The organism is Pseudomonas sp. P1.8 (genome assembly GCF_001269805.1).
In the GTDB taxonomy this organism is placed as follows: domain Bacteria; phylum Pseudomonadota; class Gammaproteobacteria; order Pseudomonadales; family Pseudomonadaceae; genus Aquipseudomonas.
Genome location: NZ_LHVM01000019.1, coordinates 124,791 through 137,300 on the forward strand (window position 1 = coordinate 124,791; position 12,510 = coordinate 137,300).

Genomic DNA, 12,510 nt, shown 5'->3' on the forward strand with positions numbered 1-12,510 from the left:
TGCTGGCGATAGCGGTATCACATGCGGCATCAATGTGACTGACAGGACGCCATCGCTGGCAAGCCAGCTCCTACAAGGGATCGTGGTGAATCAGAGAGATTTCACCACTCGGCAAAACTGCCATCGGCATGGCGCCAGATCGGGTTGCGCCAGCGGTGGCCGATGGCGGCGCGTTCGATCACGTATTCCTCGTTGATCTCGATACCCAGGCCCGGTCCGTTCGGGATCTTCACGAAGCCTTTGTCGTAGTCGAATACCCGTGGATCCTTGACATAGTCGAGCAGGTCGTTGCTCTCGTTGTAATGGATGCCCAGGCTCTGTTCCTGGATGAATGCGTTGTAGCAGGCCGCATCCAGTTGCAGGCACGCCGCCAGGGCGATCGGGCCTAGCGGGCAATGCAGCGCCAGCGCCACGTCGTAGGCTTCGGCCATGTTGGCGATCTTGCGGGTTTCGGTGATGCCGCCGGCGTGGGAGGCATCCGGCTGGATGATGTCGACGTAGCCTTCGCTGAGCACGCGCTTGAAATCCCAGCGCGAGAACAACCGCTCGCCCAGGGCAATCGGCGTGCTGGTCAGCGGCGCCAGCTCTTTGAGCGCTTCATAGTTTTCGCTGAGCACCGGTTCTTCGATGAACATCAGTTTGTACGGGTCGAGTTCTTTCATCAGCACCTTGGCCATGGGCTTGTGCACCCGGCCATGGAAGTCGACGCCGATGCCGATGTTCGGGCCAACCGCATCGCGCACAGCTGCAACGTTGGCCAAGGCCTGGTCGACCTTGTCGAAAGTGTCGAGGAATTGCAGCTCTTCGGTGCCGTTCATTTTTACCGCGGTGAAACCACGCTCGACCGCTTCTTTTGCCGCCCGCGCGGTATCCGCAGGACGGTCGCCGCCGATCCACGAATACACACGAATCTTGTCCCGCACCTGACCGCCCAGCAGGTCGCTGACCGACACACCCAGCGCCTTGCCCTTGATGTCCCACAAGGCCTGGTCGATACCGGCCAGGGCGCTCATGTGGATCGCGCCGCCACGGTAGAAGCCGCCGCGATAGAGCACGGTCCAGATGTCTTCGATGTTGCGCGGATCTTTGCCGATCAGGTAGTCGGACAATTCTTCCACGGCAGCGGCAACGGTGTGGGCGCGGCCTTCGACCACGGGCTCACCCCAGCCGGTCACGCCCTCGTCGGTCTCGACCTTGAGGAAGCACCAGCGCGGCGGAACGATGAAGGTGGTCAGTTTGGTGATTTTCATCTGATTGTCTCTCTTGTTAGATGCAGCGCTCGCAGCGCCAGAAAAGTCTTAGCGAAGGGCCTTCCAGGCAGCGACATAGGCCTTGGCATTGGCCGCCACTTGTGCCGGCGTCATGTCCGGTTTGAACAGGCCTGAACCGAGACCGAAGCCCTTGACGCCCGCATCGATGAACGAATGCATGTTGTCTGGAGTAATGCCACCAACCGGCGCCAGAATGGTTCCGGCCGGCAATACCGCGAGCCAGGCTTTGACGACCGCAGGCCCCATCTGCTCGGCAGGGAAAAGCTTCAATACATCCGCACCTTCGGCCAGTGCGGCAAAGGCTTCGGTCGGTGTAGCGACGCCCGGCGACAGGTACATTCGCGCCGCTTTTGCGGCGCGCAACACCTTCGGATCACTGTGGGGCATGACGATCACTTGGCCGCCCGCCGCTTTCACCTGTTCAACCTGCTCCGGCGTCACCACCGTGCCCGCGCCGATCAGGCAATCGGCGGGCAAGGTATTGCGCAGGATGCGGATACTTTCGTACGGCTCCGGGGAATTGAGCGGTACTTCGATGATGCGAAATCCCGCGGCGTACAGGACTTCGCCGATGGCCGCCGCTTCCTGCGGGCGAAGGCCGCGCAGGATCGCGATCAGACCGTTTTGCGCCAAGGCGTGTTTGAGCATGTCAGACCTCCAGTCAGGTTAACGGGATGCGGTGGACGTGATCAGCCCGGCGGCGAGCGCCAGTTGCCACAATCCGCGTTCGGTGGCCTGTTCGGCCAGGGTCACCCGGGCAAAACCGCAGGCGTCGAGCGCGCGGCTGTAACGGGCACAGAGTCGGGTGTTGCCGATAAGGATGACCGACGGCAAATGCACACTGTTGCGGCGACGCCGCTGAGCGCTGGCCAGGGCCGAGAGCTCGTGACCGATCAGCAGGCCGGACAGGTAATCCGCTTGGGCCGTGGCACTCAATTCGCCGGTCAGGCCCAGGCTGCGGGCACTGAACAAGGTCGACAGCGGGCCGATTTCACCGTCCGCCGACAATGCGATCTGCACGCCCCGATCAAACGCATCGCCATCGAACGAGCCACCGCGTTGCTGAGTGCGGCCCAGAATGCTGTGTTCGCTGAGTACGGCGAAGACTTCGCCAGTCATGAACGTCTCGAAATGCACGATGCAGCCGTCGGCCACTTCCACCCATTTCGAATGGCTGCCGGGCAGACCGATCAGCCGATCAGCACCCGCCTCGCTCGCCAGCGTTTGCAGCACCCCGAGCACCTGGGTTTCTTCGCCGCGCATCACGTTTGGAAGGCGCGAACGCTGAATCACCCCCGGCACGATATGCACATCGACACCGCGAAGACTGCGCACGGTTTGCAGGGACGTTCCGAGATTGGCGACGTTCGCCGGTGTATCGCGGTAGGCCGCTTCTCGCCAACCCTGGGCGCTGCCGACCATGCCACAGGCAATCACCGGCAAGTCGGGTTGTTCGTCGAGCCAGTCGCCACAGGCGTCATCGAATGCGAGTTCAAAACCATCGGCGCAGTCCCGGCCGTTGATGACTCGCGGCGCCTTGGGCAACTGCATGATTCCCGACGACAGCGAACGCTGTTCGAGCACCTGGCCGCCTTCGGCAAGTTTGTAAGCACGGAGTGAGGTCGTTCCCCAATCCAGTGCGATCAATTGCGCCCGCATCGCTTCACCTGTTCTGGTTTTTTGGCAGTGAGTGGGCGGACTATAAACCTGCGCCGCGGTAAATCTCAATATATAAATATCAATCCCATATTATGGGATAAGACAAAAAAAGATCGCAGCCTGCGCCAGCTCCTACGTTGGAATACGTTCTCTGTAGGAGCTGCCGCAGGCTGCGATCTTTTAAGAGGTTTCAGTTACCCGAGGCAAAATCCCGCAACACCGCCCCATCCATCCGATACCGAACCCACTCCTCCTGTGGCTGGGCACCCAGGGATTTATAGAATTCGATGGCCGGCGTATTCCACTCCAAAACACTCCACTCAAACCGCCCGCAATCATTGGCGCAGGCGATTTTTGCCAGATGACGCAGCAAGGTTTTGCCCGCACCACCGCCGCGCTGTTCCGGAGTGATGTACAGGTCTTCGAGATACAGGCAATTGCTCCCCAGCCACGTTGAATAGCTGAAGAAGAACACCGCGAAACCAATTGGCAAACCGCCGCGCAAGCAGATCAGGCCATGGGCGGTGGCGCCTTCACTGAACAAGCTGCGCTCGATGTCGGCGACGCTGGCGATGACTTCATGGCGGGCACGTTCGTAGTCGGCCAGCTCAGTGATGAACGCGAGGATTTGCGGCGCGTCACTGGGGGTCACCGGGCGGATTTCGATCGTCATGGACGTGCCTTGTCAAAAGTTGAAAACGCCATACTAAGGCGATGCGTGGTTCGTGGCGAGGGGGCTTGTCTGCGGGAATAGCGCTTACTCCGGCCAGCACTAACCCTGGAATCGAAAACCTCGGACCTATCCTCCTGACCTTGCGTGGTTAGATAGGCAAGCTGCTCATCTATCCGGTCAAGGAACCGCGTCATGTCTACCGCAACACCCCAGGTTTCAAGCAAGTTGTTCGGCCTGTTTTGTCTCGCCAGCTACCTGCTCTCGCTGTCCTATGGCTCGACGTTTTTACTGTCGCTGTTGATCGGTTCGCGCGGCGGCAATGAGCACGATGCGGGCAGTGTGATTTCGGCGGCGATGCTTAGCACTTTTGCGGCGGTGATTGTCTCCGGGCATTTGTCCGATCTGCTTGGCGCAGCGCGTTCGGTGGCGCTGTTCGGCGTGCTGTTGGTGGCCGCCAGCCTCGGCTTCGCATTGTCGCCGGGGTTTGGACATCTGCTGTTGTTTTTTGGCTTGCTGCTGGGATTGGGCTGGGGTGTGTTCTACACCCTCGGGCCGATCATCGTGGCGAGTCTGGTAACGCCGGCCCAGCGCGCCAGATACTTCGCGTTACTCTCGGGCAGCATGATGACCGGGATCGGCAGTGGGCCATTGCTCGGTCGTGCCGCGAGTGCCCTCGGCTATCCGGTGACGGCGGCGTTTTATCTGGCGGCGCTGGCCAGTCTGATCGGCGTACTGCTGTTCTGGCGGCTGGATCGACAACTCAAACAGGCGCCGATGCAATCGACCAGCGTGTCGCGGATTTCCTGGCGTGCAACGGGTGAGGTGCTGTCCTCCAGGGCCGTGTTTCCGATCATCATGGTTGGCCTCGGCGGTTGCGTCTTCGGTGGACTGTCGAGTTTCCAGACCAGCTATGCAGCGGCGCGCTCGCTCGACTATTCGCTGTTTTTCCTCGGTTTCATGAGCGCAGCGATCAGTGGGCGCCTGTTGATCGCCGGGTTCGTGGTCAAGCGCGATCCCTTTCTGACCTCTTGCCTGCTCTCGGGTTTGATGCTGAGCTCGATCCTGATGTTCGGGTTTGTCGTCGACGACGGCTTCACTTATGTGCTCGCCGCCGTGATGCTCGGGGTCGGTTATGGCTTGACGTACTCAGTGATCAACGGCCTGGCTGCTAATGAAACGCCTGAAGGCACTACGTCACAATCCCTGTTGCTGTTCAGTCTGTCGTACTTCATCGGAGTGTTTGGTTTTCCGCTGCTGGCGGGAAAAATCATCGTCGAACAGGGCATGGCAACCCTGCTGCTCACGGTCCTGGCCGTCGCCTCGCTCAACTGGTTGATTACCGTGGGCCGGCTGATGTGGCGGCGGGCAACCACGGTCAAGGCGCTGCAGCAGGCCTGAGCCGTTCGTCGCGAGTACGGCACCCCTTCGGATCGAGGGCTGACTAATCAAGTAGGACTCTATTCGTTGGAGACGAGACTATGAGCCTGTCCAGATTGACCGCCTTCGCCCTCACTGCCTTGCTGTCTTCCACCGCACTCGCCGGAACGATCGGTTCCAGCACCGGTCCGACCAACCCGGTGGAAAAACCCCAGGCACCGGCCATCCAGAGCGCTCCCGGCATGAATACCAACGGTACGGGCGTCGACAACAGTCTGCCCCCCTCCACCGGCACGGACCCACGGATACAGGGCAACGATGCAGGTCGTCAGGGCGGATTGAATGTGCCGGACACCAAAACTCCGAGTGAGGGCGGACTCGGCTCGACCACCACCGACAATCAAAAAGGCGGTATGAGCCAATAACGGGCCCCATCGCTGGCAAGCCAGCTCCTACAGGTTTTTTTGCTGTCCGCCGATCCAGTGCAGGGGCCGGCTTGCCAGCGACAGCGGCAACTCAGTCACCGCAGATTTGCCCGATCAACGCGTCCACCTCAGCCGCACCCGGCGAAGTCGCCGGCCCCCAACGCGTGACCGCCAGCGCCGCCGCCGCATTCGCTCGCCGCGCCGCGTCAAATGCCGATAACCCTTGCGCCAGCCCCGCCACGAATACCCCGGCATGGGCATCGCCAGCACCGTTGCTATCCACCGCCTCGACCTTGAATCCCGGAACATGTCGACGCTGGGAACCCTGGCTGATCCAGCACCCTTGGGGCCCGTCGCGAACCACTATCAGTGCGCTGGCCGACAGATGCTCGGCCAGGCAATCCAGCGCCTCGGTAATGTCCGCTGCTCCGGTAAACGTCAGCGCTTCGACCGCGTTGCTGGTCCACACATCGATACGCGCAAGCAGTGACTGCATCAATGGCTCGTCCGGCGAATTCACCAACGGACCTGGATCGAATACCACACTGACATCATTGCGCAGCGCCAGCGTCCAATCCACCAGCGCTTGTGCCTTTGCGCTGTGCAACAGGCTGTAGCCGCTTAAATAAGCGTAATCACCCGCCTCGGGCGGCACGCTTGCCAGGTCCTCGGTACTCAATTCGCCCTCGGCACCGATGTAGGAAACAAAACTGCGCTCGGCGGACGCATCGGTGATGGCAACACACAAACCCGTGTCCCGCTCGGCACGATCCGCGATGCCGATACGAATACCTTCGGCATTCATCGCATCCCGCGCCAGATCGCCGAAACGCCCGGAACCGTGGCGCCCCAGATAGACCACCGGCAGACCATTACGCTGTGCGGCAGCCATCACATTAAAGCCCCCGCCGGCCTCAAAACTGGCGGACTGCGCCAGCACGTCGCCGCCCGCCTCGGGCAATTTATCCACGGCCATGACCAGGTCGATGATGACCTGGCCAGTGTGCAGCATCCTAGGCATGAGCATTCTCGACTTGCGCGGCGCGACGATCTTTCGCCCCGCCGAGAATAGAATAAATCCCACCCGCCACCATGAAAGTCACGACCCAGCCGAGACCGTTATGGCCCAGCCACGAGTCGGACAGGGAGCCTTTGAACCAGACGTTTTCAGCCGTGGTGCCGATGGTGGTGAAACTGAAACCCAGCACGATGGCGATCGCCCATGCACCGAAGGCACGCCACTCGACGCCACCGCGATACCAATAGGCGCTGTTCGGACTGACGTCCAGCAGATCCCAGGGGCTGTAGTAATGACGGTGAATCAGGTCGACCACAAAGATCCCGACCCACGCGGTAATCGGCACCGCCAGCAGGGAAATGAAAGTGATGAACGGGCCGTAGAAGCTGTCGGCAATCAACATGAAGTAAATCGAACCGGCGAAGATCGCGACGATGTCGACCACAACCGCGTAGACACGCTTGACCTTCAAACCGAGGGTCAGCGTGGTCAAACCGGCGGAATACACCGACAGGTTGTTCGACAGCAACAAGCCGCCGAACGCAGTGATCAGATACGGCACGGCCATCCAGGTCGGCAGCATGTCGCGGATCGCAATAATCGGGTCAGTGGCCTGGGCCAGGTCGTTATTGCCCACCGACAGCAAGCCGCCGAGGGTGATCAGCAGCACCAGCGGAATCCCCGCACCAAATGCCGCCGACGCCACCAGGCGCACGGCCTTGACGCTACGGTGCTGATAGCGCGACATGTCGGCACCGGCGTTGGCCCAACCAATCCCCGTGCCGGCGGCCATGGTGCCGACGCCGATGATCATCGCGCTGAGCGGCGCAGGCGTGGCACTCAATACTGCGCTCCAGTCGATGGTCGCACAGAGGAAACCGCCGACCAGAATGTTCAGCGCGCCGAACACGTAAGTCGCCCACTTCTGTATCACCAGCAGCGTGGCGTGACCGAGACCGGAAACCGATAACGTCAGCAGCACGAAAATCGCAATGAACACCAGGGTCAACACCGGAGCGCTTTTGGCCTCGACCGGCGAGCCGAACAGGATCGAGCACAACGACAGCAGCACGAACGCGGCAGTGGTGGTGTTAACGGTTTCCCAACCGAGACGAGACATCAGCGACACCATCGTCGGTCCGATATTGCCGCGCACACCGAAGATCGCCCGGGACAGGGTCAGGCTCGGCGCACGGCCGCGACGGCCGGCAATCGAAATGATCCCGACCACGGCGAAGGAGCCGGCGGCGCCGAGGATCGCAACGATGATTGCCTGCCAGATCGCCAATCCGCGAAAGGCTACGAGCGTCGCGCCCAGCGGCAGGCCGAGGATGGAAATGTTGGCGGCGAACCAGACCCAGAACAGTTGCAGCGGATGGCCATTACATTCGGCCTCCGGCACCGGTTCGATACCGCGGGTTTCCAGTTGCCCGGCACTTTGCCCGGCGCTCGATGAACTCATGAAAAATGCTCCTGTTGCCATTTTTGTGGTTGTGGCCAAGACGATCCGGCGACCCACGACCCCCTGCGGCAGCTCCTACACGGGTTATGTATCTCAGCGCAGGGTGAGGAGCCCTTTCACCAAAGGCTCAAGCTCCAGATCATTGACGGATTTGACCGTGTCGATCATCTCGACAGGCCAACTCTCAAGGCCCAGACAGGCACCGAGCATTGCGCCCAGAATCGCCGCGATAGTATCGGTGTCGCCCCCCAGGCTGGCGGCCATGCACAGCGCATCGAAGGCGCTCATTTCACCGATGGCCACTTGCTGGGCCAGGGCGAACGACACCACCACCGATTCCTGGGACGCCACCGACGTGCCGATCACGTCGTACATCAAATCCGCAAGCAACAGATGGTCGCTGTCGACACTGATGCTGCGGGCCCAACTGATACGTGACGCGATGCGCCCACCGGCTACCCAATGGCCATGGTTTTCCGCCTGCTGGGCGATGTGCTGACCAAGGTTCAAGGCCTCGCCAAGGTCCAGGCCATTGATGCCAGCCGATACCACAGCCGCCACCGCCGCTGCACTGGAAATCCCCAGCGTGGTGTTGTGAGTGACCTGGCAAGCCTGCACGACAGCCGCGATAAACCGCTGAGGATCGGCGACATCGGCGGCGATCCCGACCGGTGTGATGCGCATCGCCGCGCCGTTGGTGGTGCCGTAGCGCCCGGCCTCTTCCGGCGAGTGCCCGGCAAGAATCATCTCGATGGCGCGTTTGGTCGAGGGTCCCAGCAAATCCTGCGAGCCCTTGGCCTGCATGGCTGCTTCCCATTCGATCAAGCGTTGCGCGAGCACCGCCGGTTCGAACTTGCCCCCGCCCTCAACCAGCAATTGAGCGACCAGAATGGCTTGTTCGGTGTCGTCGGTGATCGAGCCCTTGGGCATGTTCGCAGCAATCGGTTGATCGGGGCCGGCATCTTCGAGGTCGGTGATATTGCCGAAACGCGACTGGATCTGCGTGCGGCTCAAGGATTGGGTCGGCATGCCAAGGGCGTCGCCCAGGGCCAGTCCATAAAACGCGCCCAAGGCACGATTGAGCGCAGTCATCGCAAACTTCCAAATTGCAGGTGCAAACGAAAATGCACCGGATCGAGCAGACTTTCGACCTGCTCCATGAAGCGGTTCTGCCGATCGTATGTCGTACGCAAGGCTTTGAGGAACACCGTGCCGACCGGGCGCCCGAGCAACTCGGCGTCTTCGGCATTCAGCGGTTCGGCGCCGATCCACTGATCGCCTCGTTCGCCGATATAGCCGTAGGCAGCCAGGGTGATGGTCAGGGAATTGTCGATCAGACCGACACGCGGCAGGCTTTCCAGGCCTCCGGTGGCGGGCATCAAGGAGCGTTCAAGGGAGACCAGCGTGCCTTCGTTTGAACGCCGACGACGGTCGAGGGTGATGAACTGGTCAGTGCCGAAACGCGACAGCAGATCAGTACGCGTGACGGCCTCCAGCCGCAGCACTTCGGTGTTGACCAGCGCTCCGCTATCCGCGAGCGCCTGGGCCCAGCCGCTACGTTGATCGAGCGCCACACCGTCGAATGTCACGATGGAACCGACGCCGCTTTGCGTCGCGATGTAATTGCGCCGTTTCAGCTCCGCCAAGGCTTCGCGCAGCGTGCCTCGGCTGACTTTGAATTCTTGAGCCAACTGATGCTCACCCGGCAAATGAAAGCCATCCTCCATGAGACCGCTTTCGATGCGCCGGATGAGTTCGTCGACCACCCGTTGTTTCTTGTCGAATCGTACCTGTCTAATCATGTACAAATTGATACCCGAAACGGGTTGGGACGGGCAAGGAATATTTAAGGGACGTGACGGAAGGGATAGTAAAAAACCGGGACCGTTACACGGTCAATCGCTGGCAGGCTAGCTGCCTCAGGGGATTTACGGCGAACCCGGAACATCTAAACAACACAAAAAAACAGTGGGAGCTAGCCTGCTAGCGATGAGGCCGGCGCACCCAACATCAATGTTGGCTGACAGTCCGCCATCGCGAGCAAGCTTGCTCCTGAAGATGTAATGAATGTCAGCGTTGTTTCAGTCGGTCAATCACCACCGCCAACAGCAAAATAGAACCCCGAATCACATACTGATAAAACGTGTCGATGTTCTTCAGGTTCATCGCATTCTCGATGATCGCCAGAATCAACACCCCGGCTATCACGTGCCGAATCATGCCGATCCCGCCGCTCAGCGACACCCCGCCCAACACGCATGCCGAGATCACAGTCAGTTCGAAACCCTGGCCGATCATGGGTTGGCCGGAGGTCATGCGCGAGGCCAGAATCACCCCGGCCAGCGCCCCGATCACGCCATGCACGGCGAAGATGATGATTTTGGTCCAATCAACGTTGACCCCGGCCAGCAATGCCGCTTCCTGATTGCCGCCGATGGCCATGGTGTTGCGTCCGTAGGTCGTGTAGTTCAGCAGCCAGCCGAAAAACAGGAAGCAGACGATGGTGATCAGAATCGGCACCGGCACGCCAAACAACTGGCCGTTGCCGAAAACGAAGAACGATTCCTGGGACACGCCCACCGCTTTGCCGTTGGCAAAGATATATGCCAGGCCACGCACGATCTGCATGGTCGCCAGTGTGGTGATCAGCGCATTGACGCGCAATTTGGCGATGACGATGCCGTTGATCAGTCCGACGATCAGGCCCATCACCAGCGCCGCACAAACGCCGAGAAACACACTGTCGGTGTCGCGCATCACCACCGCTGCAACCACGCCGGCGCAGGCAATCACAGAGCCCACAGACAAGTCGAAATGCCCGGAAGCCAGGCAATACAACATGGTGCACGCAGCGATGCCGGTGGTGGAAATCGCGAGGCCCAGACCGCGCATGTTCAGCGGCGAGAGAAAGTTGTCGATCAACAAGGTGCAGGCGACAAAGATGCCGACCGCCGCCAGCAGCATCACCCAGTCATCGAGGAAACGCCGCAGGTCCAGAGGCTTGCGCTGGGTCGGCAAAGTGTTGTTTTGGGCTGTCATCATAGTCACCTCTCAGTTCGCCACGCCGTCGGCGCGTTGGCGCGGCAAAGCCAGTTGCAGCAGGTTGGATTCATTGGCCTGTTCGCGGCTCAGTTCGCCACGCAGCGCGCCTTCACACAGCACCAGAATGCGGTCGGAAATGCCCATGACCTCCATCAGGTCACTCGACACCACAATCACCGCAATGCCGTCGGCCGCCAGGTTATGGATGATCTGGTAGATCTCGGCCTTGGCACCGATGTCGATGCCGCGTGTCGGCTCGTCGAGCAGCAGCACTTTCATCGGCATCGACAACCAGCGGCCCAGAATCGCCTTCTGCTGATTGCCACCGGACAGGTACATGATTTTCTGCGCCGGATTAGGCGTCTTCACTTTCAGCGCCTGGATCTGTTGGTCGGCGTTGTCTTTTTCCCACAGACCGCGCAACAGGCAGCCGAAGGTGGAATGGGCGCCGCGCGCGCTGATGTTGATGTTCTCGGCAACGCTGGCCAGCGGCAGGATGCCCTCTTTCTTGCGGTCTTCCGGACACAGCAGAATCCCGGCAGCGATGGCATCCCTAGGCGAGTGCAACTTCAATTCATGACCGCGCAGTTCAAGGCGCCCGGCTGAGTTGCGCTCCAGTCCGCTGAGTAGGCGCAACAATTCTGTACGACCCGCGCCGACCAGTCCGAACAGCCCGAGAATTTCACCTTTGTGCACGTCGAAACTCACCGGCTCGCGCAGCCCTGGACCGAGCAGACCATCGACCCTCAGCGCGACCGCTCCGCGTTGGCGAGGCCGATAATCGTAGATGTCCTGAATGTCGCGCCCGACCATGCAAGTAACCAGCTGATCGTGAGTCAGCTCGCTCATGTCCTCGAACGTGCGCACGTAGCGGCCGTCCTTGAACACCGTCACCGCATTGCAGATGCGGAACACTTCTTCCATGCGATGGGACACGTAGAGCACCACTTTGCCTTCGTCGCGCAGGCGTCCGATGATCGCCATCAAGCGATCGATTTCCCGCGCCGAGAGGCTGCTGGTGGGTTCGTCGAATGCAATCACGTGGGCACCACGGGACAGCGCCTTGGCAATTTCCACCAGTTGCCGTTGCCCGAGGGACAGGCGCCCGACTTTTTCCTGCGGGTCGATTTCATCGGCCAGCCCCCTCAGGCAAGCCAACGCCTGCTGACGCAGAAGCCCGCGATTGATCAGGCCGAAACTGGCGGGCAAGTGGCCAAGAAAGAGGTTCTCGGCCACGGTCATTTCCGGTACCAGGTGCAGTTCCTGGTGAATCACCGCGACGCCGCTGCCGATGCTGTCGGCAGTGGACTTGAAATCCATCACCTGAGCGCCGATCTGCAGGCTGCCGCTGCTCGGCGTATAGGCGCCACCGAGGATTTTCAGCAGCGTCGACTTGCCGGCGCCGTTCTCGCCCATCAAGGCGTGAACCTGTCCCGGATGCGCGATGAAGCTGATGCCGTCCAGTGCCTTGACGCCGGGAAAGGTTTTGCCAATTGCGTTGAAGCGCAAGCTGCCGTTGGCGCTCTGTTCGTGTTCGATTGTTTGCGCGTGCATAACCACCTCTTCACTCAGATCAGACAACC

At 60.6% G+C, this 12,510-nt stretch carries 12 protein-coding genes; 2 read left to right on the forward strand and 10 right to left on the reverse strand.

What is annotated here, in order from left to right; all coding sequences use genetic code 11:
* Positions 1 to 101 precede the first annotated feature (101 nt).
* The 4 genes from dgoD to AD668_RS21170 all read right to left on the reverse strand — a co-directional run bounded on the left by dgoD (position 102) and on the right by AD668_RS21170 (position 3,603).
* Positions 102 to 1,250 (reverse strand): galactonate dehydratase, encoded by a 1,149-nt coding sequence (gene dgoD / locus AD668_RS21155; protein ID WP_053161858.1) that lies wholly within the window; start codon positions 1,248 to 1,250, stop codon positions 102 to 104.
* A gap of 48 nt (positions 1,251 to 1,298) precedes the next feature.
* A complete protein-coding gene (locus AD668_RS21160; protein WP_053161860.1) occupies positions 1,299 to 1,919 on the reverse strand; it encodes a 2-dehydro-3-deoxy-6-phosphogalactonate aldolase in 621 nt (206 codons plus the stop codon).
* Between the two features lie 18 nt (positions 1,920 to 1,937).
* Positions 1,938 to 2,930: a 2-dehydro-3-deoxygalactonokinase gene (locus AD668_RS21165; RefSeq protein WP_053161862.1), complete on the reverse strand. Its 993-nt coding sequence runs from the start codon at positions 2,928 to 2,930 to the stop codon at positions 1,938 to 1,940.
* Between the two features lie 190 nt (positions 2,931 to 3,120).
* On the reverse strand, positions 3,121 to 3,603 hold the full coding sequence (locus AD668_RS21170) for a GNAT family N-acetyltransferase (RefSeq protein ID WP_053161864.1): 483 nt from the start codon (positions 3,601 to 3,603) through the stop codon (positions 3,121 to 3,123).
* A gap of 192 nt (positions 3,604 to 3,795) precedes the next feature.
* Between AD668_RS21170 and AD668_RS21175 the strand changes: the two genes are divergently transcribed.
* Together AD668_RS21175 and AD668_RS21180 are read left to right on the forward strand one after the other, a co-directional pair.
* Entirely contained in the window at positions 3,796 to 5,001 is a 1,206-nt protein-coding gene (locus AD668_RS21175; RefSeq protein WP_053161866.1) for an MFS transporter, read from the forward strand.
* An 80-nt stretch (positions 5,002 to 5,081) separates the two neighbouring features.
* The gene (locus AD668_RS21180) at positions 5,082 to 5,405 is read left to right on the forward strand and encodes a hypothetical protein (protein WP_053161868.1); all 324 of its coding nucleotides are present in this window, start codon (positions 5,082 to 5,084) and stop codon (positions 5,403 to 5,405) included.
* A 91-nt stretch (positions 5,406 to 5,496) separates the two neighbouring features.
* Here the strand turns inward: AD668_RS21180 and AD668_RS21185 are convergent, their stop codons facing one another.
* The 6 genes from AD668_RS21185 to araG form a co-directional block, all read right to left on the reverse strand.
* A complete protein-coding gene (locus AD668_RS21185; RefSeq protein WP_053161870.1) occupies positions 5,497 to 6,426 on the reverse strand; it encodes a PfkB family carbohydrate kinase in 930 nt (309 codons plus the stop codon).
* Positions 6,419 to 7,885 (reverse strand): cytosine permease, encoded by a 1,467-nt coding sequence (locus tag AD668_RS21190; RefSeq protein ID WP_053161873.1) that lies wholly within the window; start codon positions 7,883 to 7,885, stop codon positions 6,419 to 6,421. Before AD668_RS21190 ends, AD668_RS21185 begins: the two co-directional genes overlap by 8 nt.
* A gap of 93 nt (positions 7,886 to 7,978) precedes the next feature.
* On the reverse strand, positions 7,979 to 8,977 hold the full coding sequence (locus tag AD668_RS21195; protein WP_053161875.1) for an ADP-ribosylglycohydrolase family protein: 999 nt from the start codon (positions 8,975 to 8,977) through the stop codon (positions 7,979 to 7,981).
* Complete coding sequence (locus AD668_RS21200; protein ID WP_053161877.1) at positions 8,974 to 9,687, reverse strand: GntR family transcriptional regulator; 714 nt, start codon at positions 9,685 to 9,687, stop codon at positions 8,974 to 8,976. The genes AD668_RS21195 and AD668_RS21200 overlap by 4 nt, the downstream gene beginning before the upstream one ends.
* A gap of 268 nt (positions 9,688 to 9,955) precedes the next feature.
* Complete coding sequence (gene araH, locus AD668_RS21205) at positions 9,956 to 10,924, reverse strand: L-arabinose ABC transporter permease AraH (protein ID WP_053162107.1); 969 nt, start codon at positions 10,922 to 10,924, stop codon at positions 9,956 to 9,958.
* Positions 10,925 to 10,936: 12 nt separating this feature from the next.
* On the reverse strand, positions 10,937 to 12,481 hold the full coding sequence (gene araG / locus AD668_RS21210) for an L-arabinose ABC transporter ATP-binding protein AraG (RefSeq protein ID WP_053161879.1): 1,545 nt from the start codon (positions 12,479 to 12,481) through the stop codon (positions 10,937 to 10,939).
* Between the last annotated feature and the right edge of the window lie 29 nt (positions 12,482 to 12,510).